Raw genomic sequence first — 25,181 nt, 5'->3', positions numbered from 1 at the left:
CGGCAGGCAGGGCAGGATAGGGCAGCACGCACCGCATGGCGAAGGAGGCACCGATGGCATCGAAAAAGGATCTCTTGCAAACGCTCCTCAAGGGGCTGGAGACCGGCGATCCCGCCGCCGCCGCCGTGGTCAACGAGGCGAAGTACATCCAGCACAACCCGCAAACCCATGAGGGCAGCGAGGGGCTGGCAGAGCTGTTTGCCCGCCTCGCCAAAACCTCCCCCAAGGTGCATTTCAAACGGGTGTTCGAGGATGGAGATTTCGCCTTTGCCCATATCGAGTACGACTTCGCCTCCCTGCGCGCGGCGTTTGAGGTGTTCCGGTTTGAAGACGGCCAGGCGGTGGAGCACTGGGACAACATCCAAGCCTTGCGCGGGCCCAACCCCTCAGGGCGGGGGATGCAGGACGGCGCCACGGCAATCACCGACCTGGACCAGACCGAAGATAACCGCGCCCTCGCGCGGCGCTTCACGGAGCAGGTGCTGATCGGGCGGCAGCTGGACCTGCTGCCGGACTATGTCCGCGCGGACCTCATCCAGCACAGCCCGGACCTGACGGACGGACTGCCCGCCTTGCGGTCTGCGCTGCAGGCCACGGAGAACGGCACGCCCGCCATCCGCTACCAGCATCTCCACCGGGTGCTGGCAGAGGGCAACTTTGTCCTCTGCGCCAGCGAGGGGCAGCTGAACGGCACGCACACCAGTTTCTACGACCTCTACCGTATCGCTGACGGCAGGATCGCGGAACATTGGGACACTGTTGAGGCCATCCCGCCGCGCAGCGCATGGAAGAACGACAACGGCAAGTTCTAACGCCCGCCCGCCCTCACCAGGGTTTCGCCCCCTGCTTGGCCCAGACATCCAGGAAATTGCCGTGATTCGGCATTTTCACCGCAGGCAGGGTTTCTGCCGTCATCGCGGTCTCCGCCTCAATCACCCCGTTGCGCTCCAGGATATAGGCCGCCAGCGCATAGGCCTCGTCATCGCTCAGCGACTTCGGCGCCTCCAGCGGCATCGCCCGGCGGATGTAGTCAAACAGCGTGGTGGCATAGGGCCAGTAGCGGCCCGCGGGCTTGGCCCAGACATCATTGGGGCCAACCGGCGGCATCACCGGCCCTTCGCTGCCGGTCTTGCCGTGGCAGCTGGCGCATTTCGCGGCATAGATCTCCGCCCCTTCTGCCGCAGTGCCGCTGCCCGCGGGCAGGCCGGTGCCATCGGGCTTCACGTAGGTGGCATAGAACGGAATTTCTGCCGCATCCAAGGGCTGCCCCAGCCCGGGGCCTTCGGCGCGGGCGGCGGCGGCTGTCAGCAGCAGGGCGGCGGCAGTGAGTTTAAAGATAGACATTCTGAACCGCTCCTTCTGCCGTGATCTGCCAGGGCTGGATGGCGTTGTAATGCAGGAAGTTCGACGCATGATAGCGCGCCTTCCAGTCGGCGCGCGCAGGCTGCACCGCGCCGGTCTCGTCGGTTGCGCGGCTCATCAGCACCAGCGGCGATCCGTCCCAGTGCCAGGGCAGGCTGAACCGCGTCAGCGCCTGCGGCCGCACCGGCCCGGCCAGCGCCGCCTCGGCCCAGCTCTGACCGCCATCGGCAGAAACCTCGACCTTGGCCACCTTGCCCGCGCCGGTCCAGGCCAGCCCGGAAATCTCGTAAAACCCTGGCCCGCTCATTGTCATGGTCGAAGACGGATGGGTGATGAACGACTTCACCCCCATCGCAAAGGTGAACTGGACTGAGGAGCCATCGGCCAGGATCTCGGTGTATTCCCCCGATTCATCCTTGGTATGCACCGGCGCCTCCGTCACCCACAGGCTGGTCAGCCACTTGATGTTCATGTTGCCCTCGAACCCGGGCAGCAGCAGCCGCATCGGATAGCCCTGCTCGGGCCGGAGCCGCTCGCCGTTCTGGTAAAGTGCCAGCATCCCGTCGCTCATCAGCTTCTCCATCGGGATCGAACGCGCCAGGCTCGGCCCGTCGGCGCCCGCGGCGACCACCCATTTGCCCTCGGGCCTGACCCCGGCTTCCTCCATCAGCACGGCCATAGGGATGCCGGTCCATTCGGTGTTCGACAGCAGACCGTGCAGCATGTCGCAGCCTGCCTGCATCGGCTCCGGCATCACTGCGTTGAACAGGCTGTTGCCGGCGCATTCCAGGAAATGGGTGGCAGTGACCATCGGATAGCGCTCCAGCGCCTCCAGGCTGAAATGCAAGGGGCGCTCCACCAGCCCGTGAAGCATCAGCCGGTGGCGGGCCGGGTCAATGTCCGGACGGCCGCCGTGATGCACCTCGAAATGCAGCCCGCTGGGGGTGATGGTGCCGCGCAGGCGGTGGTGCGGCGTGCCCGACAGGCTGAAGGCCGGCGCCACATCCTGCCACGGCTCGATGATGGCGCGCTGCACCGCGGATTCAGCGGCAGCAGGCATCCCATACCCGCGCGCCCGCGCGCCTGCGGTCTTGCTCCACTCCGGTATCTTCGCCTCCGCCCGCGCCGCCTTTGGCAGCGCCAGCCCCGCAGCGGTCCCCGCCGCGGCCGAGGCCAGCAGCATCCGGCGGCTCAGCAACCCGCCGCCCGCGGCATACTCCAGCGCCGCGCCGTCAATGTCGGATCGTGTCATTTGAATGTCCCCTCCCTCGCTGGCAAATGCTGCTCGCACAGGGCCCCAGGACGCGGGTTTTGCCACCCGCTGCTACCGTAATCCTATCATAAAACAGGCCGCAGCAGCAGGGGGAGCGCAGAGCGCGCAGGTGGAAGAATTGCCGGCCAACCCTAAACTCTACCGCAGGTCACGACAGACAGGAGGCTTCCATGCCCGGACTGGATTTCTGGTATTCGATCGGCAGCACCTACACTTACTTGACCGTGATGCGGATCGCGGATGCGGCGGCGCAGGCGGGTGTGCCGGTCCGCTGGCGCCCCTTCAACGTGCGCCACGTGATGACGGTGCAAAACAATATCCCGTTCAAGGACAAGCCGGAAAAGACCGCCTATATGTGGCGCGACGTCGAACGCCGGGCGCAGCGCTACGGCTTCCATGTGCGGCTGCCCGCACCCTATCCGCTGCCGGAACTGGTGCTCGCCAATCAGGTCGCGGCGCTGGGCGCGGCAGAAGGCTGGGGCGAGGCATATACCCAGGCCGCCTACCGCTGCTGGTTCGAGGCGGGCCAGCCCGCGGGGGAGGACCCGAACCTCTCCGCCAGCCTGGAGGCCGCTGGCCAGGATCCGGCCCGTGTGCTGGAAGAGGCGCAGTCGGAAACGACCGTCAAAATGCTGGCTGATGCCACGCAGGAGGCAATGGCCCTGGGCATCTTCGGCGCCCCCAGCTTTGCCGTGGGCCAGGAGATATTCTGGGGCGACGACCGGCTGGAGGATGCGCTGCTCTGGGCGCAGGACCGCCAGTAGCCGCCGCCGGGCCCGGGATCAAAGCAGCGACAGGAACGCCCGGATGTCCTCGTCCGGCACCGACCAGTCGCAGACGAACCGCGCGGTGACCAGCTCATTCTCCGGCCCCTGCAGCAGCCCGTCCCACAGGTGATAGATGGCACCGGCGGCAAACAGCGCCTGATGCCTGCCGCGGGGCAGGGCGGCAAAGATCATGTTGGCCTGCGCCGGATGGGTGAAATGCGCCCCCGCCGCTTCCAGCCCCTCGGCCAGCAGCGCCGCCTTGGCATTGGCCGCGCGGGCGTTCTTCAGCCACAGATCATCGTTCAGATAGGCCAGCATCTGCGCCGACAGATACCGGTGCTTGGAGAAAAGATGCGCGCCGCGCTTGCGGCGGTACTCAAACTCCTGCGCGTGTTTCGGGTCAAAGAAGATCACCGCCTCCACCCCCAGGCAGCCGTTCTTGGTGCCGCCGAACGACACCGCATCCACACCCGCCTTCCAGGTCATCTCGGCAGGCGTGCAGCCCAGAGACACCAGCGCATTAGTGAACCGCGCGCCGTCCATATGCACCGGCAGCCCGTATTCCTTGGCCGCGGCGCAGACCGATTGCAGCTCCGCCAGGCTGTAGACGGTGCCGAACTCCGTCACCTGCGTCAGCGACACCGGCCCCCGCTGCGGCCCGTGCACGCCGCGGGTCTCCTCACCCTCGATGGCGGCGCGCAGCCCTTCAGAGGTCATCTTGTCCGCTTCCGTCACCAGCGTCAGCTTGGCGCCGCCGCTGTAGAATTCCGGGGCGTTGCATTCGTCCATGTTGATATGGGCAGGCTTGGTGCAGAACACCGTCTGCCACGGCTGCGCCAGGGTCGACAGCGCCAGCACATTGGCCGCCGTGCCGGTCGCGACCAGATAGACCGCCGCCTCCGGCGCCTCAAAGATCTCCCGGATCCGCGCCGTCACCTCGGCCATTTCCGCATCCGCCCCATAGCCCATGGCATAGCCCCGGTTGGCTGCGGACAGGGCGTCAAGGATCTGCTGCGGCACCGGGCCGGAATTGTCGGAGGCGAAATGCATCGGGCGGGGTCCTTGCTCTGTTGCGGCTGTCCGCATCCAGACCTATTCCAGCCCCGCGCCGCTGCCAAGCCGGCAATGGCCGCGCCGCCGGAACGTCAGAACACCCCTGCAAGGAAATACCCCAGCGCAATCCCGGCCGCCGCCGCGACCGAGGACCACAGCGACAGCTGCGCGCTCAGCCGGGACCGGTGCCAGGCGCGGATCTGAGTTTCCTGCCGCGGGCTCAGCCCCAGACCGGCCAGAAAGGCCCTGGTCTTGCGCTCATCCGCGGCGGTGAAATAGGTGCCATGCTCAAACGGCATTTTCTGCTGCCTCCTTATTGCCCGGTTTTACGGCCGCCGCCCAGACAGGCGGCAGCCGCAACCGGCTGGCAGCAGTTTCGGCTTGAACACGGAGATTTGCAACCAGTGGTTGTGCTGGATGCGCGTCAAATTTGATGCGACCCGACCGCCCGGCGGCGGCTGCTCAGCCCAGCGGCTCCTCGATGATGTGGTCTTCCCACTCTTCTTCGGCGATCTCGAACTCCGACACCGTCCAGCCGCGCACCGAAACGCCGGCTTCATGCACGCTTTCCGGCGTGCCGGTCAGCAGCGGATGCCACTCCGGCAGCGGCTTGCCCTGCCACAACAGCCGGTAGGCGCAGGTCTCCGGCATCCAATAGGCATGGGTGTCCAGGTTGTCCGGTTTCAGCACGATGCATTCCGGCACGAACTGATGCCGGATCGGATATTGCGCGCAGCGGCAGCTGCTGTCGTCCAGCAGGCGGCAGGCCACCCGGGTCAGCGCCACCTCGCCGCTGTCCTCATCCTCCAGCTTGTTCAGGCAGCATTTGCCGCAGCCGTCGCACAGCGCTTCCCATTCCTTCTGGCTGAGCTTCGCCAGCGGCTTCTTTTCCCAGAAGCGCGTGCCCAGGCCGGAGCGGTCGATCACATCCTTGCGCCGTCTCATAGCGCCGCCAGGATTTCGCGCGCTTGGGCGCAATCCGCATCCATCTGGGCGGTCAGCGCGTCCAGCCCGTCGAACTTCAGCTCAGGCCGCAGGAATTCCACCAGCCCCACCGACAGAGTCGCGCCATAAAGGTCGCCGGAGAAATCGAACAGATAGGTCTCGATATTCGGCACCACGCCGCCGAACATCGGCCGCACCCCGATCGAGGCCGCGCCGTGGTAACTGCCCTTATGCGGCCCCTCCAGCACATCGACCAGCACCGCATAGACCCCGAACCGCGGCTGATGCAGCCCGTCAATCGACATGTTTGCCGTGGGGAAGCCCAGCTCCCGCCCGCGCTGCTCGCCGCCGATCACCACGCCTTCGATCCGGTGCCAGTGGCCCAGCATCTCCTTGGCATCGGCAGGCCGGCCCTCGCTCAGCGCATTGCGGATCGCGGTGGAGGACACCGCGTGTTCGGAATATTCCATCAGGGGCGCAATCGTCACGCCAAACCCGTACTGTTTGCCAAACCGCTGCAGGTCTTCGGCATTGCCCGCACGCCCCTTGCCGAAACAGAAATCGGCGCCCACCACAACATGCGCCAGCCCCAGCCCTTCAAAGATCACGTCGCGGGCAAACTCCTCCGGGGTCAGGCTCGACAGCGCAGTGTTGAAGTTCAGCTCATACAGCCGCTCCACCCCCAGCTTTTCCAGCCGGTGGGCACGGGTCTCGGCGCGCATCAGCCGGAACGGCGGCGCATCCGGCGCAAAATACTCCCGCGGGTGCGGCTCAAACGTCATCACGCCCAAGGGCGCATCCGGCGCCGCCTTGCGGGCCAGCTTGATCACCGACTGATGACCCAGATGCACGCCGTCGAAGTTGCCGATGGCAACGGTGGCGCCCCGGTCCTGCACTTCAACGAATTCAAAATCTCTGACGATACGCATGGCGCATCCGTACCCGTAGCCGCGCGGCGGTTCAAGCGGCCAGTGGCGGGGGAGGGCGGGAGCAGGACGAGCGCATGCCCGCGGGGTGGCGCTGCAACGGCTATGCATGGCAGTTTATCCCTGCAACGTCCGTACAACTCATCATGGGACTACTGCACTTGCCAAAGCGCCAGCCCGGTGGGGCGGGCAGGCGCTCGCCCGGCGGCGCTGCGCGCCTTGATTCCGGGCGGGATGGCCCACCCTCACCGGGGCGTTGCGCCCCCACCGTACGCCCCCTTCACGCAATTCTCACGTGTAAATGCCAAACTGCCTCCTGATCGCGATCCCCCGCCATGGTTCCCGCGCGCGGGAACCATGATACGAGGCCCAGGCATCTATGGGCTGCCTGCGCAACACCCGGAGACCGGCCCTGATAAAAAGGGGGTCGTTCAGGAAATCCTGTCCGAGCAGGCCCCCGGCGGGGTCTGTCCACCTCCACCCGGCGGCGCCGCCCCCTTAATTGGGCTTCAGCGCAGAACCGAACGGAACGAACGAAACAGACCAGCAAAACAAAACCGCCAAGGGCAAAGGCCCCCGGCGGCTGAACCTGCTGCGTACAGTAAATTCAGTCGAACTTGCGCGACGGCGCCATCACCATGGCCTCGCCCACCAGCACCTTCTTGCCGTCGACGATGCAGCGGCAGTCCAGCTTGACCCGGCGCTTGTCGATCACGATGTCGGTCACCTCGACCTCCGCCAGCACCAGGTCGCCCGGGCGCACCGGCGCCAGGAACTTCAGCGACTGGCTCATGTAGATGGTGCCATGGCCCGGCAGCTGCTCGCCAATGACGGCCGAGATCAGCCCGGCGGTCAGCATCCCATGCGCGATGCGGCCCTCGAAAATGGTGTCCTGGGCGTAATCGTCATCCAGATGCACCGGGTTGCGGTCGGTCGAGACCTGGGCGAACTTCTCGATGTCCTCATCGGTGATCACTTTGCGCAGATAGCGCACCATGCCCATCTCGATGTCTTCGATGCAGATGGTTCCGCGCGGCATGTTGTCCAACATCTCATCCTCCGTTCGCCCGGCCCTGATCATATGTCCTGATCGCATGGCGTGACCGTTTTGGCGTTGTAACTTTTGCGCGCCGGAATGGCCGCTTGCGCAACTTTATTACTTTGCAGTTGCAGAAAATCAAGAGGTTTCTGACAAAAGAAAACCCCGCCCGGTGGGGGCAGGGTTCGTTTGGGCAGTCACATGACACGCCCGCGCGCAGCCGCGGGACAGGCAGTTTTACCGCAGAAAACCAATGGCATAGGCCGGGCCGGACTGCTCTTTCTGCAAATAGGCTTCCAGCGCTTCGGGATCCGGCTGGACCGATGTTTTTGTCTCTCTGGCTGCAAGGCCGCCGGTGATGAACAGGGAATCGATGCCTTCGCCCATGGCGCCGGCAATATCGGTGTGCGGGCCGTCGCCGATGGCCAGGATCTCTGCATCCTGAACGTCATGCCCCAGCTCTGTCAGGCGGCGGCGGGCCAGATCATAGATCGGAGGGTGCGGCTTGCCGAAATACAGGCTCTCGCCGCCCATTTCGGTATAGAGCCGCGCCAGCGCGCCCGCGCACCACTCCCGTGTCTCGCCGCGGTCCACGACGATATCGGGGTTGGCGCACAGCAGCTTCATGCCCATCTGCTTGGCATAGAGGAAATCGGGCCGGTTCACCGCCGGATCCGCATGCGGGTCGAACGGGCCGCAGCAGACAATGCCCTCGGCCTCCTTCAGCGGCACACGGGTGATCTCCACCGGGTCGTGGATCACATGCAGCGGCTCGAAAAAGCCCGCGTCGCGCTCCCACTCGCCCATAAAATAGACCTTGTTGCCGACCGCCCCGGTGAACATCGCCGCCCGCGCGGAATCGCCGCTGGTGGCGATGGTGTCATAGGCGTCCTCCGGCACGTTGAACTGCCCCAGCTGCGCCGCCACGCCCGCGCGCGGTTTCGGCGAATTGGTGACCAGCACCACAACACCGCCCTGCGCCCGGTACGCCTGCAGCGCGGCCACTGCATCGGGAAAGGCGGTGATCCCGTTGTGCACGCAGCCCCACAGGTCGACAAACAGCGCCTTGTAACGGCTGGAGACCTCGGAAAGGGAGGAAATGATCTGGGTCATGTCGGCATCTCTCACGCAAATGTCTTGTTGTCTCACCTATGGCAGAGGCACTTGGCGAAGGCCAGTGCGGCAGCGGTGTGCGCTGTACCAAAAAAAAACCGCAAAAATCCTGCCGGCGCTTATCCGGCTTCAGGATTACTTAAATCTAAGCGGAAAAGGTCAGCGCTGAAAACAGCTCTAAGGTGTGTTAGTTATGTTCCGAACTCTTCCCATGAAAACCCGGCTGATTTTTTCAGGCGCGGTTTCGATCGTTTCCGTTGTCATACTCTCGGCCGCGGCGGTCTACAGCCTCTGGCAGAGCGAGCTGGAGCTGGAGCGGCAGATCAACGCGACAAATGTCATCCGGCATGAGCTGATGGCCGACAAGATGCATGACGCGATTGAGGCCTCTGCGGTCTACGCGCTGGTGGTCGGGCCTGGCGGGAAGGAGGCCAAGAAGGCGGGGCTGAATGCCAGGATTGCCAGCGACAGCCAGGCTCTGCGCGATGCCGTGGCCGCCTTGCAGAACGTTGATATGACTGATGAAATCCGCCAGCGGGTGGCAGAGCTTGGCCCTGCTTCTGAGGCATTTATTGAGGCGGCAGAGAAGGTTGCGAAACTGGCCTTTACGGATGCGGCAGCCGCTCAGGCGGCGCTGCCGGGTCTGCAGGCGGAATACGCGGCGATGGACAGCCTGCTGGAGCCGCTGGGCAAGAAAATCAAGGCGTTTGTCGAACAGACTGCGGAAACTGCGCGCGCTCATGACACCCAGCTGCTGTATCTGATGCTTGGCTTTGCAGCGGCTGCGCTGGCGGTGATTGTGCACAATGCCCGCAAAGTGACGCTGAACATCGTCCGCCCGATCGGGCGGCTCAGAGCGGCGCTGCGGGAGGTGGCCGAAGGCGATCTGGGACTCAAGGTGGCCGACCGGATGCGCGCCGATGATTTCGGCGAAATCGCCAAGGACATCGACGCGGTTTCGGCCCGGGTGATCTCCGCCCTGGATGAGCAGAACGCGCTGCGCGAGGAAAGCGAGCAGGTGATCGAACGGCTGCGCAGCGGTCTTCAGCGCCTGTCCAACGGCGACCTGAGCGACCGGATCGCCGAACAGTTCACCGGCGACTACGACGCGCTGCGGGTGCACTACAATGAGACCGTCGACAAGCTGAATGAGCTGATGTCCGAAGTGGTCCAGGCCGGCGCCCGCATTCAGCGGCAGTCGGGTGAAATCCAATCCGCGTCGGAGGACCTGTCGTCGCGCACCGAAAGCCAGGCAGCCACCCTGGAGCAGACCGCCGCGGCACTGGAACAGATGACCGCCAGCGTCAACTCCTCGGCGCGCAACGCCCAGGAAGTGCAGGAAGTGGTGAACTCCGCCCGCCGGGATGTGGAACACAGCGGCGAGGTGGTGCAAGGCGCAGTGACCGCGATGAACGCGATCGAGTCCTCCTCCCAGCAAATCTCGCAGATCATCGGTGTGATCGACGACATCGCCTTCCAGACCAACCTGCTGGCGCTCAACGCCGGGGTGGAAGCGGCCCGCGCGGGCGAGGTCGGGCGCGGCTTTGCGGTTGTCGCCTCCGAAGTGCGGGCGCTGGCGCAGCGCTCCTCACAGGCGGCCAGTGAAATCAAGACCCTGATCAGCGCCAGCTCCGCCCATGTGGAGGACGGGGTGCACAAGGTGGACGGTGCGGGCAAGGCGCTGTCCACGGTGGTCAGCCAGGTCAGCAACATTGCCGAGCTGGTCTCAGGCATCTCCAGCGAATCCGCTGAACAGGCGCAGGGGCTGAACGAGATCAACATCGGTGTTTCCCAGCTGGACTCGGTGACCCAGCAGAATGCCTCCATGGTGGAGCAATCCGGCTCTGCCATCCGGTCGATGAATGCCGAGACCGTGGGGCTGAACCAGCTGGTCGGGCAGTTTGTCCTGCGCGAGGGGCAGGGTGCGGCGCCGGTGCAGGTGCCCGCTGCAGAGGCCTGGGACGACCACGCCGCAGCTCCCGCAGAGCCGCCCCGGCCCGTGCCGACAGCGCATGGCGGGCCGCTCGATGACACCCGCTGGGAAGACTTCAATGACGGCAGCGAGGCCTGGCCGGAGGATGACGCCCAGCTGCCCAGATCTGCCTGAGCTCTGTCAGGGCCGTGTGCGGGCCGGCGCCCAAGCCGGCCTTGCCTGCGTTCAGCGGCCTGAAACAGTGGCCGGAAGGCCGGGCCGCACGGCAGCGGTCGCCCCCTGAATCCTATCCATTTCGATAGGTTGGCGCATGGCCGGGATTCTTGCACGCTGCTTTGGCGGCCCGGCCTTTCGGCCGAGGTGCCGTGTCTGGCAGGCGCAAGTGTGTAACGAGTAACGGCGGCCCCTGGCATTCAGGGGCATCAGGTACGCCGGGGGGGGTGCCGGCCGAAGCTGGCAGCGCCTGCCAGAGGCCTCTCTTCGCGTGCCGGCGCGGCCCGTCCCGGGGAAGGGGGATTTCACAATGACAGCCATCAAACGCAGCCTCAAACTGGCGGCAGTTGCATCCGTTCTGGCGGCCCTGCCGGCAACAACGGTTCTGGCCGGCGGCAAGCCCAAGGGGGCCAAGGCGACACCCCCTGAGGTGATCCAGCAGCTTTACGCGGGCAAGACCTCGAACTGGAACAGCGGCGGCCACGCCTATTGGGCGCCGGACGGCCGTTTTCAGGGGATCAATAAAACCAAGGACGCGGTCGGCATCGGCAAGTGGTATGTGACCAGCAGGAGCAAACTGTGCCACGAGGCTAACTGGCACAAGGCCGAAGGCGGCGCGGTCAAAGCATATCCGCACAAGAGCTGCTGGCAGTTCGTCACGGCTCCGGACGGCACGGTGTGGGAGCGTTATCTGAACGAGAAGGGCGACTGGTACCGGCACCAGCGCGGCAAGCAGGTCAACGGCAACACCCAGCAGCGCCTGTTCCGCAAGATCAGCCAGGATCTGGGGCTGTAACCCCGCCGCCTTGCTGCAAGGCCGGCGCCCTGCGCCGGACAATTCGTGCCCCGTAAAAGAACCCGTAAAAGAAAAGGCGCCCCGCGGGGCGCCTTTGGCGTTTCACAAACCTGAGGCGGATCAGACTTTCAGGTTCGGAATGATCTGCTTTTTGCGGGACATGATGCCCGGCAGCACCACGGTGTCGCCAGCGGCTTCGGCGCCAAAGGACTTGGCGGCCACGGTTTTGACCAGGTCGTTGGGCACCAGCAGGGTGGCTTCCTCGTTCAGGATGTCGACCACGAACAGCAGCACCTGATCGACGCCGTCCTCGGCCGCGACAGTGGTCATGGTGTCCATCAGCGACGCCTTGCCGTCCAGCACCACGGCCGGCGCGGTGGTTTCCAGCACGGAGACGCGGAACTTGGTGCCGTCGACCTCATACTCCTTGGAGTCCATGCGCAGCAGCTCCGCATCGGAGAAGGAGGAGACGTCGGATTTGGCGGCAAACATCTCGGCAGCATAGTCGGAGATGCTGATGCCCAGATCGGCGGCCAGCTTCTCGGCCACGGCCTTGTCATGCGCGGTGGTGGTCGGGGAGCGGAATTCCAGGGTGTCGGACAGGATGCAGGTCAGCGCCGCGCCCTTGACGGCCTCGGGCATCTTGGCGGCATCGTCGCCCATCAGGTCATGCATGATGGTGGCGGTGCAGGCCAGCGGGCGGATGGTGATGTCGATGGGGCCTTTGGTTTCCAGGCCGCCGACCAGCTTGTGGTGGTCGATGATCGCCTGCACATCGGCGCCGTTGATGTTGGCGGGCAGCTCTGCCGGGTTGTTGGTGTCGACGATCACGACAGCCGCATCATCGGCCACATCCTCGATGATCGCAGGCTTCTCCAGGCCCCAGCGCTGCAGCATAAAGGCCGCTTCGGTGTTCGGCTCGCCCAGCAGCTTGGGCTCGGCGGCGACGCCCTTCACCTCGTTCAGGTACCAGGCCCAGACAATGGGGGAGCCGGTGGAATCGGTGTCGGGGGATTTATGGCCGAAAACTTGAATGGTCATGTGACTGTCCTGTTCACTCATGAGTCCAAAAAGGGGAGATTTGCGCGCCTTATAGGGGCGGCGGACAGGCTTGTCACCCCGCAGCTGCTGCAATGCGGCGTTGTGTTCAGAACGGGGCGCGCTCCAGGCTGTAGCCCTGCTGCTGCAGCAGGTTCAGCACGCCGTTCCCGCCCGGCAGGTGCAGCGCGCCTGCGGCCACCACGATGGTGTCTGCTTCTGCCGCCTCGATCACCGGGATCCAGGACTGATTGCGCTGGTCCAGCAGCTCTTGCATCGCGTCGCTCCACAGCTCTTCGCGCTCTTCCCGGGTCAGGGCATCGCTGTGCAGAAACTCCTGCTCGCTCAGGTGCAGGGCGTGCAGCACCTGCTGGTCGAAATACGCCTCTGCCATGGTGAAGAAATCGTCCTGGCCGCCGCCCAGCAGGGCGGTAAAGGCGCGCAGCTGGCGGACCTGCTCTTCCAGCGGGTCGCCGTCCAGCATCCGGATCACGGCCATCGGGTCTTCGAGCGAGCGGATGGGCACGCCGGCCTGTTCCGCCGCGGCAGCCAAGCGCAGGTCGAGGCCGTTCTTGAAGTCCGGCTGCCGCAGCACGCAGGGCGGCACCGCCATCGACAGGGCCAGGAACCAGGGCCGCATTTTGGCGGCCATCCAGGGGGCGACCCCGTGCGCGCGGGCCTTGGCGGCCAGGCTGTCCCACTCCTCCGGCGGCAGGCGGTCGATCAGCGTCGGCCCTTCGGTGATCAGCATCAGCGACGGGGTGCGGCCCAGCTTCTGTTCGAACGCGGCCTTGTCGGCGGGGCTGGCCTCCATCAGCAGCAGACCGGCCTCGCGGACGATCGGGGCCAGCCGGGCGGTGACCGGGTCCATCCGCGGGTCATTGATATGCATGGTGCCGATCACATGCACGGTGCGGGTGCCGCGGCGGGCGATCCAGTGATTGCCTTCGGCAAAGGGCGCGGCTGCGGCCCGCGCCTGGAGGCGGGCCGTATCGTCGGCCGGAAGAGTGGTGCGCAGGTCGGTGCCGGTGCAGCCCGCCCACAGCGCGGCGGGCAGCAGCAGAAAGACGATGGTGAAGAAAAGCCGCATGACAGACAGGTCCTGAACCGGGAGAAGGAAAGCGCGATACGCCGGGTCTACCACGCCGCGCGGGTGAGGCTGAACCCCTGGCGGTGCAGCAGGTTCAAGACGCCGTTCCTGCCGGGCAGATGCGCCGCGCCGACGGCAACCACGATCCGCTGCTGCCGGGCGGCCAGGATCACCTTCATCCAGCGTTTGTTGCGCTGGTCCAGCAGGCGGTCATTGTACTGGCGCCACAGCCGCGCGGTCTCGGCGCCGGAAAAGCTGCTGTACTGGGCGCTGATCCACGGCGCGAGCACGAAGGCGGACCAGACGCTTTGGTCGAAATAAGCTTCGACCGGGGTGGCATCCTCGGGCTTGGAGGAGCGCACCAGCTCCAGTTCCAGCTCCAGCATCCGGGCCTGGTCGCGCAGGGGCAGGCTGGCAATCGCCGTCAGCGCCTGCGCCGGGGTTTCCAGCGCGCCCACCGGAATCCGCTTGCGGCTGGCGAAACCGGCGATCCGGTCGTCCAGCCCGCGTTTCAGGCCAAAGCCATAGGGGCGGCAGCCGCTTTGCACCAGAAACATCGACACCGCCCAGGGCTGCATCCGGTTCATGGTGTCCAGATTGGCGCCGGAGACCCGCGCGGTCAGCTCGAAATGCTGCCAGGCCTCCTTGCCCAGCAGGTGCCGCAGCTCCTGCCCTTGCGGCAGCAGGAAACTGCTGGCGAGGGACGCGGGCATGGTGTCCGGCGTCTCCATTCCGGGCTGCAAAGTCTCCAGATAGATCGCCTGGGCCGAGGCTAGCGCCGGGCGCAGGTTGCGCATCACCCGGGCCATGCGGGAATCGCCGCCGTGCATGGTGCCGATCACATGGATGGTGCGGCTGCCCTTGGTCGCAACCCAATGATTGCCGCGGGAAAACGGGGTGGCGGCCATCTCGCGCTCCAGCCGCGCTTCGGTGGCGGGCGGCAGGTGGTCGCGGTAGTCGATGCCGCGGCAGGCGGCCAGTCCGGCAGAGGCCTGCAGGACCAGGGCCAAGGCAAGTGCAATCCGTTTCATCAAGCGCCCTTTCCCCGGAGGTCCGGTACTGTGGACTGAGTGTATGACCCTAGGGCGGGGCAGGGGGGGCGGCAATGCAAAACCTGCCGTCCGGACCGTAAAACCGCGCGGCGGATTGCCTTCGGCGGCGCTTGATGCCAGTCATGGCGGCATGGAACGCGAAGATCAGCTGTACCCGCCGGTCAAGGCGCTGCTGGAGGGGCAGGGCTATGCCGTGAAGGGCGAGGTGGGGGCTGCCGATGTGGTGGCTGTCCGCGGTGCCGAGCCGCCGGTGATCGTCGAGCTGAAGCTGAAGTTTTCGCTGTCGCTGTTCCACCAGGCGGTGGCCCGGCTGGCAGTCACGGATCACGTTTATATCGCGGTGCCGCGGCCCAAGGGGCGGCAGGCGCGGCGGATGCTGAAAGACAATCTGGCGATGTGCCGGCGGCTGGGGCTGGGGCTGATCACGGTGCTGGAGGACGGCCGCACAGAGGTGCAGTGCGATCCCGGCCCCTATGCCCCGCGCAAGTCGAAGAAGAAGCAGGCGCGGCTCTTGCGCGAGTTTCAGGCGTTGCGCGGCGACCCGAATGCAGGCGGCGCCACCCGGCACGGCATTGTCACCGCCTACCGCCAGGACGCGCTGGCCTGTGCGGCGCATCTGGCCGAGGCAGGCCCCAGCAAGGGGGCGGAGGTGGCCAAGGCCACCGGCGTGGCGCGCGCCACCCGGCTGATGGCCAGCAATCACTATGGCTGGTTCGAGCGGGTGGCGACCGGTGTCTACCAGCTGACCGGCGCGGGCCGCGACGGCCTGGTGCATTGGGCAGAGAGCTGGGAGGCGTAGCCCCTGCCGGTTGCGGACTGCGCCGGGAGGCTGGTTAAGTGTTCAAAATCAGCATCTTGCAGGCACCTTAAGGGCCGGTTCCCTGCCGCGGCCAGCGGGCTTTGAATTTTCTTGTGCAAAGCTGTTGACTCAGTCCGGTGCGATGCCTAGCTTCCCCTCGTTAGCACTCGCCCCGTGTGAGTGATAACGGCCCCGCCGGGGAGGCGGAGGTCCAACAGATAACAACCTTTGAGCCTTTTTAAGGAGCTGCAAAGATGGCATTGAAACCGCTTCATGACCGCGTGCTGGTGCGCCGCACCGAAAGCGAAGAAAAAACCGCGGGCGGCCTGATCATCCCCGATTCCGCAAAAGAAAAGCCGAGCGAAGGCGTCGTCGTCGCAACTGGCGAAGGCGCACGCAAGGACAGCGGCGAGCTGATCGCGATGGCCGTTTCGGCTGGCGACAAGATCCTGTTCGGCAAGTGGTCGGGCACCGAGGTCTCCGTCGACGGCGAAGAGCTGCTGATGATGAAGGAAAGCGACATCATGGGCATCATCGAGTAAGCCGTCCGGCTTCTCTGATCCCATCCCTCGCTGACAATTACAGATTACTCTAGGAGAGTGAAAAATGGCTGCTAAGGACGTCAAATTCGACACCGATGCCCGCAACCGCATGCTGAAGGGCGTCAACATTCTGGCCGACGCCGTGAAAGTGACCCTGGGCCCCAAAGGCCGCAACGTGGTTCTGGACAAATCCTTCGGCGCGCCGCGCATCACCAAGGACGGTGTGTCGGTTGCCAAGGAAATCGAACTGGAAGACAAGTTCGAGAACATGGGCGCCCAGATGGTGAAGGAAGTTGCTTCCCGCACCAACGACGAAGCCGGCGACGGCACCACCACCGCAACCGTTCTGGCCCAGGCCATCGTTAAAGAAGGCCTGAAGCAGGTTGCTGCCGGCCTGAACCCGATGGACCTGAAGCGCGGCATCGACCTGGCGACCTCCAAGGTTGTTCAGGGCATCAAAGACATGGCCCGCGAAGTGAAAGACTCCGACGAGGTTGCGCAGGTTGGCACCATCTCCGCCAACGGCGAAGCTGAAATCGGCCGCCAGATCGCTGACGCGATGCAGAAAGTCGGCAACGAAGGCGTCATCACTGTCGAAGAGAACAAAGGCATGGAAACCGAGACCGACGTGGTCGAGGGCATGCAGTTCGACCGCGGCTACCTGTCGCCCTACTTCGTCACCAACGCCGACAAGATGGTCGCGGATCTGGAAGACTGCATGATCCTGCTGCACGAGAAGAAACTGTCTTCGCTGCAGCCGATGGTTCCGCTGCTGGAGCAGGTCATCCAGTCGCAGAAGCCGCTGCTGATCATCGCTGAGGACGTCGAAGGCGAAGCGCTGGCAACCCTGGTTGTCAACAAGCTGCGCGGCGGCCTGAAAATCGCAGCCGTCAAGGCACCGGGCTTCGGCGACCGCCGCAAGGCCATGCTGCAGGACATCGCGATCCTGACCGGCGGCCAGGTGATCTCCGAAGATCTGGGCATGAAGCTCGAGTCCGTCACCATGGACATGCTGGGCACCGCCAAGAAAGTCACCATCACCAAAGACGAAACCACCATCGTCGACGGCGCTGGCGAGAAGGCTGAGATCGAAGCACGCGTTGCCCAGATCCGCACCCAGATCGAGGAAACCACCTCTGACTACGACCGCGAGAAGCTGCAGGAACGCGTTGCCAAACTGGCAGGCGGTGTGGCCGTGATCCGTGTCGGCGGCATGACCGAAGTCGAAGTGAAAGAGCGCAAGGACCGTGTGGACGATGCTCTGAACGCGACCCGCGCAGCCGTGCAGGAAGGCGTGATCGTCGGCGGCGGTGTTGCCCTGGTGCAGGCCGGCAAAGGCCTGGAAGGCCTGGAAGGCGCCAATGCTGACCAGAACGCAGGCATCAACATCGTCCGCAAGGCCATCGAAGCGCCGCTGCGCCAGATCGCCGAGAACGCAGGCGTCGACGGCGCCGTGGTGGCCGGCAAGATCCGCGAATCCGCGGACAGCGCCTTTGGCTACAACGCGCAGACCGGTGAATATGGCGACATGTTCTCCTTCGGCGTGATCGACCCGGCCAAGGTGACCCGCACCGCGCTGGAAGACGCATCCTCGGTTGCTGGTCTGCTGATCACCACCGAAGCGATGGTGGCCGACAAGCCCGCCAAAGAAGGCGCAGGCGCAGCCGGCGGCATGCCCGACATGGGCGGCATGGGCGGCATGGGCGGCATGATGTAATCACAAATCCCTTGGGATTTGGGATGGGCGAAAGGCGATTGGCCGTACAGGCCAATCTGCCGGAAGCCCGCCGCTGATGACTGCAAGATTCGGGGCTGCCTATCAAGGCGGCCCCTTTTCATTTTGACGGGGGATGGCCCGCGGCGCGGGCCTGCCTCCGGCGGGAGTATTTGCGCAAAGGTGAAAGGGTGGGGGGGCTTGAAGCCGGGCCGCTGAGATTCCACTGGCCCTGCGCCGCCGGGCAGGCTAGCCCTTTGCCATGCGCCTGTTTCTTCTTGTCTCGCTCACCATGATCGCCTTTGCCGCGAACTCCATCCTCAGCCGCCTGGCGATCGGGGGCGGGCATATGGATGCGGGCAGCTTTGGCCTGCTGCGGCTGGCCTCCGGCGCGGCGATGCTTGTGCTTCTGTGTCAGGCGCAGGGTCTGGCGGTGCGCCAGGGCCTGCGGATGAGCCTGGGGGGCGGGGCGGCGCTGACGCTTTATATCGCGGGGTTTTCGCTGGCCTATCAGCAGCTTGACGCGGGGCTTGGCGCGCTGGTGCTGTTCGGCGTTGTGCAAGTGTCGATGTTCCTGTGGGGTGCGGTGCGCGGCGCTCCGGCCAGCGGCGGCCAGATGGCGGGGGCGGTGCTGGCCTTTCTGGGGCTGGCCTATGTGGTCTGGCCCGACGGCTCCGGCACGGCGCCCCTGGGCGCGTCGCTGCTGATGGCGGCGGCGGGGCTGGGCTGGGGCATCTACAGCATACTGGGGCGCGGCGCGGCGCAGCCGCTGGCGGCGACGGCGGTGAATTTCCTGTGGTCGACGGCGATGTTCCTACCGGTTGCCCTGTGGCTGGGCGGCAGCACGGTCAGCCTTTATGGCGCGGTGCTGGCGGTGCTGTCGGGGGCGGTGACCTCCGGCATGGGGTACGCGCTGTGGTACCGCTTGCTGCCGCAGATCCTGCCCGCGGTGGCGGCGACGGTGCAGCTGAGCGTGCCGGTGATTGCCATCCTGGCGGGGGCTGTGCTGCTGGGCGAGACGATCACCCTGCGGCTGGTCTTTGGCAGCGCGGCGGTGCTGGGCGGCATTGCGCTGGTGGTGCTTCAGGCGCCCGGCCGCAAGGCGCAGGCGGCCAAATAGGCGAGGGGGCTTCCCTGTGCCGCGGCTTGCGCTTATCTGGGGCGCATGGGTGATGTTCTGAAATATTTTGCGGCCGCCGCTGCGGCGCTGATGCCGCTGCCTGCGGCGGCGGATTGCGTGATCCTGCTGCATGGGCTGGCACGCACCGAGACCTCGTTCGCGGTGATGGAGGAAGTGCTGCAGTCGCGCGGATACGGCGTGGTGCGGCCCGGATATGCCTCCACCGAGGAGACCATCCAGGTGCTGGCGGAGGAGACTTTGCCGGAGGCCTTTGCCGCCTGCGGCGGGGAGACAACCCATGTGGTCAGCCACTCGATGGGCGGCATCCTGCTGCGGTACTGGCTGCAGGACAACCGCCCGCAGAACCTGGGCCGGGTGGTGATGATGGGGCCGCCGAACCAGGGCAGCGAGCTGGTGGATGAGCTGGGCGACTGGGAGGTGTTCGGCCTGCTGAACGGGCCTGCCGGCCTGCAGCTGGGCACCGGGGCAGAGAGCCTGCCGAACCGCCTGCCGCCGGTGGATTTTGAGCTGGGGGTGATTGCGGGCAATGAGACGCTGAACCCGCTGTTCTCCTCGCTGATCCCGGGCGCGGATGACGGCAAGGTTTCAGTGGACAGCACGAAGGTGGACGGCATGGCCGCGCATCTGACGCTGCCGGTCACCCACACCTACATGATGAACAACCCGCAGGTGATGGCGCAGGCGCTGCACTTTCTGGAGGAAGGGCGGTTTGAGCCGTCTCTCACCTGGATGGCGGCAGTGGAAGAGATCATCGGCGAGGCCTGCCAGCTGAACGGCGGCTGTGAAGAGGCAGAGAAATGACGTTGGAATTGATTCTGCAGGGCGGTGACGTGCTGCGCCCCGGCGGGCTGGAGCGCGGCGGTGAGATCGCCATTGCAGAGGGGCGGGTGGCCGCGGCGCCGGCGGGGCGGGCGGTGGACCTCTCCGGCTATCTGGTGCTGCCGGGGATCGTGGACGTGCATGGCGACGGGTTTGAGCGCCACCTGGCACCGCGCCGCGGCGCAATGAAGCAGATGGCCGAGGGCGTGGTTGCCGCAGAGGCGGAGCTGGCCGCCAACGGGATCACCACCGCGGTGCTGGCGCAGTTCTACTCCTGGGAAGGGGGCTTGCGCGGGCCTGAGTTTGCGGCGCAGGTGTTTGAGGCGATCAAGGCGGTGCGCGGCTCCGTGGTGACCGATCTGCTGCCGCAGCTCCGGTTTGAGATCCACATGCTGGAGGATTACGCCGGGCTGGCTGCGAAAGTGGCGGGCTGGCAGGTGCCGTATGTGGTGTTCAACGACCACCTGCCGCATGAGCGGCTGGCGGCGGGCAAGAAGCCGCCGCGGCTGACCGGGCAGGCGCTGAAGGCGGGGCGCAACCCGGAGGTTCACTGGCAGATGTTGAAGGACATGCACGCCCGCCGCGATGAGGTGCCGGGCAGGCTGGATGCGCTGTGCCGCGAACTGGTTGCGTTGGATGTGCGGCTGGGCAGCCATGACGACCAGACTGCTGAGAACCGCGCTGTCTGGCGCGAACGCGGCGCGCGGATTGCCGAGTTCCCTGAAACACTGGAGGCGGCAGAGGCCGCGCGCACGGCGGGCGATCCGGTGATCCTCGGCTCCCCCAATGTGGTGCGGGGCGGCTCGCACAAGGGCAATGCCTCCGCTGTCGAGCTGATCGCTATGGGGCTGTGCGATGCGCTGGCATCCGACTACCACTACCCCAGCCCGCGCCGTGCAGCGCTGATGCTGGAGCGCTCCGGCCTGCTGGATCTGGCGGGCGCGTGGCGGCTGGTGTCGGATGGGCCTGCGCAAATGCTGGGCCTCACAGACCGCGGAACGCTGACGGCAGGCAAGCGCGCCGATATCCTGGTGCTGGACAAGGCAACTCAGCGGGTCGCGGCGACGATTTCCGGCGGGCGGGTCAGCTATATGGCCGGGGAAGTGGCGGGCCGCTTCCTGGCCTAGCGGAGCGGCGCCGCGCATCAGGCCGGATGGCCCTCTTTGCGGCGCGTGAAACCGGCGGGGCCGCTTTCACGGATCCGCCTGCTTCTTCTGGCCGCAAATATCCCGGGGTTTGGGGCAGAGCCCCAAGTTGAGAATGGGTCCGGGGGCAGAGCCCCACCTGCCCGGACGGGGATCAGCCTTCCGCCTTCACCACCCGGTTCACATGGCCCATCTTGCGGCCCGGTTTGGCCTCCGCCTTGCCATAGAGGTGGAGGGCGCAGCCGGCCTCTTTTGCCAGTTCGGGGATGCGGTCCACGTCATCGCCGATCAGGTTTTCCATCACCACGTCGGAGTGGCGCTGGCCGTCGCCCAGGGGCCAGCCGGCCACCGCGCGGATGTGCTGTTCGAACTGGTCGACAGTGCAGCCGTTCTGGGTCCAATGGCCGGAATTGTGGACGCGCGGGGCGATCTCGTTGACGATCAGGCCCTGGGGCGTGACGAAGAGTTCGACGCCGAGGACGCCGACATATTCCAGCGCGTTCAGGATCTTACCCGCCATCAGCACCGCGTCCATGCGCTGGCCTGTGCTCAGCTTTGCAGGCACGGTGGTGGTGTGCAGGATGCCGTCGCGGTGGACGTTCTCGCCGGGGTCGAAACAGGCAATCTCGCCGCTCACGCCGCGGGCGGCGATGACCGAGACCTCGTGGCTGAAATTGACAAAGCCTTCGAGGATCGACGGCGCGCCTGCCATGGAAGCGAGCGCTTCGCCTGCGTCGTCAGCCGACTTGATGCGGGCCTGGCCCTTGCCGTCATAGCCGAAGCGGCGGGTCTTCAGGATCGAGGGCGCGCCGATCTCGGACAGCGCGGCGTCCAGGCTGGCCTGATCAGTGATGTCGGCAAAGGGTGCTGTTTGCAGGCCGAGGTCCTGCAGGAAGCTCTTTTCCGTCAGCCGGTCCTGGCTGATCCGCAGCGCCTCGCGGCCCGGGCGGATCGGCTTTTGCGATTCCAGGAGGTCCAGCGCGGAGGTCGGGATGTTTTCGAACTCATAGGTGATCACGTCGACGGAAGCCGCGAAGGCGGCGAGCGCCTCGGCGTCCTCGTAGCCCGCGGTGGTCACCTTGTCGGCGACATGGCCTGCCGGCGGGTTGGCGCCCGGTTCAAAGATATGGGTCTTGAAACCGAGGCGGGAAGCCGCGACCGAGAGCATCCGGCCCAGCTGGCCGCCGCCGAGGATGCCGATGGTGGAGCCGGGGGCGAGCACGTCAGTCATCGGAGGGTTCCTCGGGGATGGAGGCGGAGAGTGCATCGCGCCAGTCGTCCAGGCGCTGGGCCAGGTCTGCGTCCTGCAGCGCCAGGATACCCGCGGCCATCAGGCCTGCGTTGGCGGCGCCGGCGGCGCCGATCGCCATGGTGGCAACCGGGAAGCCCTTGGGCATCTGCACGATGGAGTAGAGCGAGTCGACACCCGACAGGGCGCGGGTCTGGACCGGCACGCCCACAACAGGAACGCGGGTCTTGGAGGCGACCATGCCGGGCAGGTGGGCCGCACCCCCGGCGCCTGCGATGATCACCTGCAGGCCGCGCTCCGCCGCGCTCTTGCCATAGCTCCACAGCCGGTCCGGGGTGCGGTGGGCGGAGACGATCTTGGCCTCATAGGCTACGCCCAGTTCATCGAGGATATTGGCGGCTTCCTTCATGGTGGGCCAGTCGGATTGGCTGCCCATGATGATGCCTACTTTGATGTCACCCATGGCTGGTGGCTCCTGTCGCGGCTTGTGGAGCGCGCACTATAGGGAAAGTGGCGGTTTTCGCAATGTGGGTTGGGCGGGAAAACGGGCAGGATTTACCCTGTTTTCCGGGGGCTGGCGCTATGCCGCAGGGGAGGGCTCCCGCCCGCGCGGGATGCAGCGGAGCTGCACCGCCCCCGCGGTTGGGCGTGGCGCCGCGCGGGCGCGCAGCGCGGGCGCCAGTGGCGGGGCTTGCGGGGCACAGAGAACCGGGGCAGGGTTGCGGCTGGATCAGGGAGGGTTTGATGCTGGAACTGCGCCCCAATTGCGAATTGTGCGACAAGGACCTGCCGCCGGAGGCTGCGGATGCCCGGATCTGCACATACGGAGTGCACCTATTGCGCGGCGTGCGTGGAGCAGGTGCTGCACAATGTCTGCCCAACCTGCGGCGGCGGCTTTGCACCGCGCCCCATCCGGCCGAAACAAGCCTGGCGGCCGGAATTGGCTCTGGGGCTGGAGAAGGACCCGGCCTCAACCCGCCGGGTGCATTCGAAGTTCAGCCGGGAAGAGATTGCCGCGCATGTGGCGCGCATCCGGCATTTGGAGCCGGAGGAACGGTGAGGGGAGCCGCCGGTTTGGCGGCTCCGTCCCGGTTCAGGATCAGTCCCGCTGTTTCGGCAGGATCAGGTTCAAGAGCAGGCCCGCAACGCCGGAGAGGCCGATGCCCGCCAGCGTGAAGCCTTCGCCGAATTCCAGCGTCAGGCCGCCCAGGCCGATGATCAGCACGGTGGAGATGATCACCATGTTGCGCGCCTCGGTCAGCGCTTCGCCCAGTTTGGCCAGCACGCTCAGGCCGACCACGGTGACCATGCCGAACAGAAGGATCATGATGCCGCCCATCACCGGCATCGGGATTGCCGACAGCGCGCCGGAGAGCTTGCCCGCAAAGGACAGCGCGATGGCGAAGATTGCCGCCCAGGTCATGATCGCCGGGTTGAAGGCGCGGGTGAGCGTCACGGCGCCGGTGACCTCGGAATAGGTGGTGTTGGGCGGACCGCCCAAGAGGCCCGCGGCGGCAGTGGCAAGACCGTCGCCCAGCATTGTGTTCTGGATGCCGGGCTTTTCCATATAGTCGCGCTTGGTCACGTTGGAGATCGCCAGGATGTCGCCGAAATGCTCAATCGCGGGGGCGATGGCGACCGGCAGGATGAACAGGATGGCGGCGAGGTTGAATTCGGGCGCGACAAAGCCCGGCACCTTGAACCAGGGGGCGTCTGCGATGGCGGCGGTGCTGATCAGGCTTTGCCCGGTCACGGCGCCCAGGATCAGCGCGGCAGTGCAGCCGGCGGCGACGCCCGCCAGGATCGGCACGATGCGCATGATGCCGCGGCCCAGGATCGCCGTCAGCATGGTGGTGCCGAGCGAAACCGCAGCCAGCAGCAGCGCAGTGTTGCGCGGCATCACCTGGGTGTCGCCTGCCAGGCCGGTCGCCATGTTGACCGCGACCGGCGCCAGCGACAGGCCGATCACCATGATGACGGGGCCGACCACCACCGGCGGCAGCAGCCGGTGCAGGAAGCCGGAGCCGAAGGCGCGGATGGCAAAGCTGAGGGCGACATAAAGCAGGCCCGCGGCAGCCAGCCCGCCGGTGGTGGCCGCCATGCCCCAGGTCTGCACGCCATAGATGATGGGGGCAATGAAGGCGAAGGAGGACGCCAGGAACACCGGCACCTGGCCGCGGGTCACGATCTGGAAGATCAGCGTCCCAAGCCCCGCGGTAAACAGCGCCACGCTGGGGTCGAGGCCCGTCAGCAGCGGCACCAGCACCAGCGCGCCAAAGGCGACAAAGAGCATTTGCGCCCCGGTCAGCGCCTGTTTCAGTGTGAATTTGTAACCGGCAGCCTGCATCTCAGACGCCGGGATCTGTTCCCTCGCAGCGGTCATTGTCTCGCTCGTTTCTTGTTTAGAGGCTTGCTTCCGAAGGCTTCGCAATGAAGCCGCCGGAGACAATCGGGCTGCTCCTAGCGGGTAATTGCCTGTTTGACCATCCGTTAAGGCGGAGACTCCGGACCCGGCCGGCTGCCTGCTGCGGGTCAGCCGGGCCGCGGGTCCCGGCTTGCGCAGGCCTGATGCCGCCGCCTGCGGATGCGGCGTGTGCTGAACGCGCCGCTGAACACGCCGCCGGGCGCCCCGGCAGGCGGGCGGGCGGGAGCGCAGCGCGCCGCCAGGCGCGCTGCTGCGCCCAACACCTGGCTGGGCAGCTTGGCTGCACTGCCAGGGGGCGGGAGCGCTTAAGGTGTGAAGAAACGCGGCTTTCTGCAGCGGGACCCCGGGCGGTTTCGGCCCCGGGCAACAGGCACTGTGCGCGGCCGGTCCTGCCGGCGCGGCGTCAGGCGATAATATCCGGGGTCAGCCGGTCTTCGATCAAGGCGATCTTGTCCTTGAGGGTGAGCTTTTGCTTCTTCAGGCGGCGGATGGTCAGCTGGTCGGCGGTGCCACGCTCTTCCAGCGCGGTAATCGCTTCGTCCAGATCGCGGTGCTGCCTGCGGAAAACCTCGAGCTCAACCCTGAGGACCTCATCCGTCTTCATCGACACATCTGTGGGTGCATTCATGGGCGACTCAGTAAAGCTGATGAATGAAGTAAGGCTGAAGATACTTCCTTAACTGCTTTTCCGCTAGACCTATGAGCACATGCTCTTGTGAATCCAGCAGGAACTTCCCATATTCCTGT

At 65.8% G+C, this 25,181-nt stretch carries 26 protein-coding genes and 1 pseudogene; 12 read left to right on the top strand and 15 right to left on the bottom strand.

The genetic code is table 11. The annotated features are described in order from the left end of the window. The first annotated feature begins 53 nt into the window (after positions 1-53). Entirely contained in the window at positions 54-812 is a 759-nt protein-coding gene (locus CAER_RS0108085) for a nuclear transport factor 2 family protein (protein ID WP_027234871.1), read from the top strand. A 13-nt stretch (positions 813-825) separates the two neighbouring features. On the opposite strand, the gene CAER_RS0108080 is transcribed toward CAER_RS0108085, so the two are convergent. Together CAER_RS0108080 and soxC are read right to left on the bottom strand one after the other, a co-directional pair. Beyond that, the gene (locus tag CAER_RS0108080) at positions 826-1,344 is read right to left on the bottom strand and encodes a c-type cytochrome (protein ID WP_027234870.1); all 519 of its coding nucleotides are present in this window, start codon (positions 1,342-1,344) and stop codon (positions 826-828) included. Continuing rightward, positions 1,331-2,614, bottom strand: a complete 1,284-nt coding sequence (gene soxC, locus CAER_RS0108075) for a sulfite dehydrogenase (RefSeq protein WP_027234869.1) — start codon at positions 2,612-2,614, stop codon at positions 1,331-1,333. Before soxC ends, CAER_RS0108080 begins: the two co-directional genes overlap by 14 nt. 191 nt (positions 2,615-2,805) lie before the next feature. On the opposite strand from soxC, the gene CAER_RS0108070 reads away from it, so the two are divergent. Then, entirely contained in the window at positions 2,806-3,399 is a 594-nt protein-coding gene (locus tag CAER_RS0108070) for a 2-hydroxychromene-2-carboxylate isomerase (RefSeq protein ID WP_027234868.1), read from the top strand. Positions 3,400-3,417: 18 nt separating this feature from the next. Here the strand turns inward: CAER_RS0108070 and CAER_RS0108065 are convergent, their stop codons facing one another. From CAER_RS0108065 to CAER_RS0108040, 6 genes are all read right to left on the bottom strand, one after another. Next, the gene (locus CAER_RS0108065) at positions 3,418-4,452 is read right to left on the bottom strand and encodes a threonine aldolase family protein (protein ID WP_027234867.1); all 1,035 of its coding nucleotides are present in this window, start codon (positions 4,450-4,452) and stop codon (positions 3,418-3,420) included. 95 nt (positions 4,453-4,547) lie between these two features. Then, positions 4,548-4,754, bottom strand: a complete 207-nt coding sequence (locus CAER_RS0108060; protein WP_027234866.1) for a hypothetical protein — start codon at positions 4,752-4,754, stop codon at positions 4,548-4,550. 163 nt (positions 4,755-4,917) lie between these two features. Continuing rightward, the gene (locus CAER_RS0108055) at positions 4,918-5,400 is read right to left on the bottom strand and encodes a YcgN family cysteine cluster protein (protein WP_036797167.1); all 483 of its coding nucleotides are present in this window, start codon (positions 5,398-5,400) and stop codon (positions 4,918-4,920) included. Beyond that, positions 5,397-6,329 (bottom strand): bifunctional riboflavin kinase/FAD synthetase, encoded by a 933-nt coding sequence (locus CAER_RS0108050; protein ID WP_027234864.1) that lies wholly within the window; start codon positions 6,327-6,329, stop codon positions 5,397-5,399. The genes CAER_RS0108055 and CAER_RS0108050 overlap by 4 nt, the downstream gene beginning before the upstream one ends. A gap of 604 nt (positions 6,330-6,933) precedes the next feature. Further along, complete coding sequence (locus tag CAER_RS0108045; protein ID WP_019298602.1) at positions 6,934-7,377, bottom strand: MaoC family dehydratase; 444 nt, start codon at positions 7,375-7,377, stop codon at positions 6,934-6,936. A 225-nt stretch (positions 7,378-7,602) separates the two neighbouring features. Beyond that, on the bottom strand, positions 7,603-8,478 hold the full coding sequence (locus tag CAER_RS0108040; protein WP_027234863.1) for a TIGR01459 family HAD-type hydrolase: 876 nt from the start codon (positions 8,476-8,478) through the stop codon (positions 7,603-7,605). 193 nt (positions 8,479-8,671) lie between these two features. Here CAER_RS0108040 and CAER_RS0108035 point away from each other — a divergent pair, with 193 nt between their 5' ends. After that, on the top strand, positions 8,672-10,585 hold the full coding sequence (locus CAER_RS0108035; RefSeq protein ID WP_027234862.1) for a methyl-accepting chemotaxis protein: 1,914 nt from the start codon (positions 8,672-8,674) through the stop codon (positions 10,583-10,585). 349 nt (positions 10,586-10,934) lie between these two features. Further along, the gene (locus CAER_RS0108030; RefSeq protein ID WP_036797165.1) at positions 10,935-11,420 is read left to right on the top strand and encodes a DUF995 domain-containing protein; all 486 of its coding nucleotides are present in this window, start codon (positions 10,935-10,937) and stop codon (positions 11,418-11,420) included. A 120-nt stretch (positions 11,421-11,540) separates the two neighbouring features. Here the strand turns inward: CAER_RS0108030 and CAER_RS0108025 are convergent, their stop codons facing one another. The 3 genes from CAER_RS0108025 to CAER_RS0108015 form a co-directional block, all read right to left on the bottom strand. After that, the gene (locus CAER_RS0108025; RefSeq protein WP_027234860.1) at positions 11,541-12,461 is read right to left on the bottom strand and encodes a manganese-dependent inorganic pyrophosphatase; all 921 of its coding nucleotides are present in this window, start codon (positions 12,459-12,461) and stop codon (positions 11,541-11,543) included. Positions 12,462-12,567: 106 nt separating this feature from the next. Beyond that, positions 12,568-13,548 carry a TraB/GumN family protein gene (locus CAER_RS0108020; protein ID WP_027234859.1) on the bottom strand — a complete coding sequence of 327 codons (981 nt, stop codon included), beginning with the start codon at positions 13,546-13,548 and terminating at the stop codon, positions 12,568-12,570. A gap of 47 nt (positions 13,549-13,595) precedes the next feature. Next, positions 13,596-14,579, bottom strand: coding sequence for a TraB/GumN family protein (locus CAER_RS0108015; protein ID WP_027234858.1), 984 nt, complete (start codon positions 14,577-14,579; stop codon positions 13,596-13,598). 151 nt (positions 14,580-14,730) lie between these two features. Between CAER_RS0108015 and CAER_RS0108010 the strand changes: the two genes are divergently transcribed. The 6 genes from CAER_RS0108010 to CAER_RS0107985 all read left to right on the top strand — a co-directional run bounded on the left by CAER_RS0108010 (position 14,731) and on the right by CAER_RS0107985 (position 20,742). Further along, positions 14,731-15,399 (top strand): DUF2161 domain-containing phosphodiesterase, encoded by a 669-nt coding sequence (locus CAER_RS0108010; protein ID WP_027234857.1) that lies wholly within the window; start codon positions 14,731-14,733, stop codon positions 15,397-15,399. A gap of 254 nt (positions 15,400-15,653) precedes the next feature. Then, the gene (locus tag CAER_RS0108005) at positions 15,654-15,941 is read left to right on the top strand and encodes a co-chaperone GroES (RefSeq protein ID WP_027234856.1); all 288 of its coding nucleotides are present in this window, start codon (positions 15,654-15,656) and stop codon (positions 15,939-15,941) included. Positions 15,942-16,005: 64 nt separating this feature from the next. Further along, a complete protein-coding gene (gene groL, locus CAER_RS0108000; protein WP_027234855.1) occupies positions 16,006-17,658 on the top strand; it encodes a chaperonin GroEL in 1,653 nt (550 codons plus the stop codon). A gap of 259 nt (positions 17,659-17,917) precedes the next feature. Then, a complete protein-coding gene (locus CAER_RS0107995) occupies positions 17,918-18,775 on the top strand; it encodes a DMT family transporter (RefSeq protein WP_027234854.1) in 858 nt (285 codons plus the stop codon). Positions 18,776-18,820: 45 nt separating this feature from the next. Beyond that, entirely contained in the window at positions 18,821-19,597 is a 777-nt protein-coding gene (locus tag CAER_RS0107990; RefSeq protein WP_027234853.1) for an alpha/beta fold hydrolase, read from the top strand. Next, positions 19,594-20,742 carry an alpha-D-ribose 1-methylphosphonate 5-triphosphate diphosphatase gene (locus CAER_RS0107985; protein ID WP_027234852.1) on the top strand — a complete coding sequence of 383 codons (1,149 nt, stop codon included), beginning with the start codon at positions 19,594-19,596 and terminating at the stop codon, positions 20,740-20,742. Before CAER_RS0107990 ends, CAER_RS0107985 begins: the two co-directional genes overlap by 4 nt. 172 nt (positions 20,743-20,914) lie before the next feature. Here CAER_RS0107985 and CAER_RS0107980 read toward each other — a convergent pair whose 3' ends face one another. Next, positions 20,915-21,991, bottom strand: coding sequence for a 5-(carboxyamino)imidazole ribonucleotide synthase (locus tag CAER_RS0107980; protein ID WP_027234851.1), 1,077 nt, complete (start codon positions 21,989-21,991; stop codon positions 20,915-20,917). Next, the gene (gene purE, locus CAER_RS0107975) at positions 21,984-22,472 is read right to left on the bottom strand and encodes a 5-(carboxyamino)imidazole ribonucleotide mutase (RefSeq protein WP_027234850.1); all 489 of its coding nucleotides are present in this window, start codon (positions 22,470-22,472) and stop codon (positions 21,984-21,986) included. Before purE ends, CAER_RS0107980 begins: the two co-directional genes overlap by 8 nt. A 62-nt stretch (positions 22,473-22,534) precedes the next feature. Here purE and CAER_RS30765 point away from each other — a divergent pair. Beyond that, a pseudogene (locus CAER_RS30765) lies at positions 22,535-22,798 on the top strand (hypothetical protein); the annotation flags it as partial. Positions 22,799-22,814: 16 nt separating this feature from the next. Further along, on the top strand, positions 22,815-23,069 hold the full coding sequence (locus CAER_RS27815; RefSeq protein WP_245597335.1) for a DUF1272 domain-containing protein: 255 nt from the start codon (positions 22,815-22,817) through the stop codon (positions 23,067-23,069). A 39-nt stretch (positions 23,070-23,108) separates the two neighbouring features. On the opposite strand, the gene CAER_RS0107965 is transcribed toward CAER_RS27815, so the two are convergent. Then, on the bottom strand, positions 23,109-24,392 hold the full coding sequence (locus tag CAER_RS0107965; protein ID WP_036797162.1) for a uracil-xanthine permease family protein: 1,284 nt from the start codon (positions 24,390-24,392) through the stop codon (positions 23,109-23,111). A 445-nt stretch (positions 24,393-24,837) separates the two neighbouring features. Next, positions 24,838-25,062 (bottom strand): YdcH family protein, encoded by a 225-nt coding sequence (locus CAER_RS0107960; RefSeq protein ID WP_027234848.1) that lies wholly within the window; start codon positions 25,060-25,062, stop codon positions 24,838-24,840. Positions 25,063-25,181: the final 119 nt, after the last annotated feature.

Source organism: Leisingera caerulea DSM 24564, from assembly GCF_000473325.1.
GTDB lineage: Bacteria > Pseudomonadota > Alphaproteobacteria > Rhodobacterales > Rhodobacteraceae > Leisingera > Leisingera caerulea.
The sequence above is the reverse complement of the archived record's forward strand: the minus strand, read 5'-3'. Positions and strand labels throughout refer to the sequence as shown.

What these genes read in the sequence shown, in the direction of transcription:
- CAER_RS0108085 (WP_027234871.1), top strand. Translation starts at nt 54, where the DNA reads ATGGCATCGAAAAAGGATCTCTTGCAAACGCTCCTCAAGGGGCTGGAG.
- CAER_RS0108080 (WP_027234870.1), bottom strand. Translation starts at nt 1,344, where the DNA reads ATGTCTATCTTTAAACTCACTGCCGCCGCCCTGCTGCTGACAGCCGCC.
- soxC (WP_027234869.1), bottom strand. Translation starts at nt 2,614, where the DNA reads ATGACACGATCCGACATTGACGGCGCGGCGCTGGAGTATGCCGCGGGC.
- CAER_RS0108070 (WP_027234868.1), top strand. Translation starts at nt 2,806, where the DNA reads ATGCCCGGACTGGATTTCTGGTATTCGATCGGCAGCACCTACACTTAC.
- CAER_RS0108065 (WP_027234867.1), bottom strand. Translation starts at nt 4,452, where the DNA reads ATGCATTTCGCCTCCGACAATTCCGGCCCGGTGCCGCAGCAGATCCTT.
- CAER_RS0108060 (WP_027234866.1), bottom strand. Translation starts at nt 4,754, where the DNA reads ATGCCGTTTGAGCATGGCACCTATTTCACCGCCGCGGATGAGCGCAAG.
- CAER_RS0108055 (WP_036797167.1), bottom strand. Translation starts at nt 5,400, where the DNA reads ATGAGACGGCGCAAGGATGTGATCGACCGCTCCGGCCTGGGCACGCGC.
- CAER_RS0108050 (WP_027234864.1), bottom strand. Translation starts at nt 6,329, where the DNA reads ATGCGTATCGTCAGAGATTTTGAATTCGTTGAAGTGCAGGACCGGGGC.
- CAER_RS0108045 (WP_019298602.1), bottom strand. Translation starts at nt 7,377, where the DNA reads ATGTTGGACAACATGCCGCGCGGAACCATCTGCATCGAAGACATCGAG.
- CAER_RS0108040 (WP_027234863.1), bottom strand. Translation starts at nt 8,478, where the DNA reads ATGACCCAGATCATTTCCTCCCTTTCCGAGGTCTCCAGCCGTTACAAG.
- CAER_RS0108035 (WP_027234862.1), top strand. Translation starts at nt 8,672, where the DNA reads ATGTTCCGAACTCTTCCCATGAAAACCCGGCTGATTTTTTCAGGCGCG.
- CAER_RS0108030 (WP_036797165.1), top strand. Translation starts at nt 10,935, where the DNA reads ATGACAGCCATCAAACGCAGCCTCAAACTGGCGGCAGTTGCATCCGTT.
- CAER_RS0108025 (WP_027234860.1), bottom strand. Translation starts at nt 12,461, where the DNA reads ATGACCATTCAAGTTTTCGGCCATAAATCCCCCGACACCGATTCCACC.
- CAER_RS0108020 (WP_027234859.1), bottom strand. Translation starts at nt 13,548, where the DNA reads ATGCGGCTTTTCTTCACCATCGTCTTTCTGCTGCTGCCCGCCGCGCTG.
- CAER_RS0108015 (WP_027234858.1), bottom strand. Translation starts at nt 14,579, where the DNA reads ATGAAACGGATTGCACTTGCCTTGGCCCTGGTCCTGCAGGCCTCTGCC.
- CAER_RS0108010 (WP_027234857.1), top strand. Translation starts at nt 14,731, where the DNA reads ATGGAACGCGAAGATCAGCTGTACCCGCCGGTCAAGGCGCTGCTGGAG.
- CAER_RS0108005 (WP_027234856.1), top strand. Translation starts at nt 15,654, where the DNA reads ATGGCATTGAAACCGCTTCATGACCGCGTGCTGGTGCGCCGCACCGAA.
- groL (WP_027234855.1), top strand. Translation starts at nt 16,006, where the DNA reads ATGGCTGCTAAGGACGTCAAATTCGACACCGATGCCCGCAACCGCATG.
- CAER_RS0107995 (WP_027234854.1), top strand. Translation starts at nt 17,918, where the DNA reads ATGCGCCTGTTTCTTCTTGTCTCGCTCACCATGATCGCCTTTGCCGCG.
- CAER_RS0107990 (WP_027234853.1), top strand. Translation starts at nt 18,821, where the DNA reads ATGGGTGATGTTCTGAAATATTTTGCGGCCGCCGCTGCGGCGCTGATG.
- CAER_RS0107985 (WP_027234852.1), top strand. Translation starts at nt 19,594, where the DNA reads ATGACGTTGGAATTGATTCTGCAGGGCGGTGACGTGCTGCGCCCCGGC.
- CAER_RS0107980 (WP_027234851.1), bottom strand. Translation starts at nt 21,991, where the DNA reads ATGACTGACGTGCTCGCCCCCGGCTCCACCATCGGCATCCTCGGCGGC.
- purE (WP_027234850.1), bottom strand. Translation starts at nt 22,472, where the DNA reads ATGGGTGACATCAAAGTAGGCATCATCATGGGCAGCCAATCCGACTGG.
- CAER_RS27815 (WP_245597335.1), top strand. Translation starts at nt 22,815, where the DNA reads ATGCCCGGATCTGCACATACGGAGTGCACCTATTGCGCGGCGTGCGTG.
- CAER_RS0107965 (WP_036797162.1), bottom strand. Translation starts at nt 24,392, where the DNA reads ATGACCGCTGCGAGGGAACAGATCCCGGCGTCTGAGATGCAGGCTGCC.
- CAER_RS0107960 (WP_027234848.1), bottom strand. Translation starts at nt 25,062, where the DNA reads ATGAATGCACCCACAGATGTGTCGATGAAGACGGATGAGGTCCTCAGG.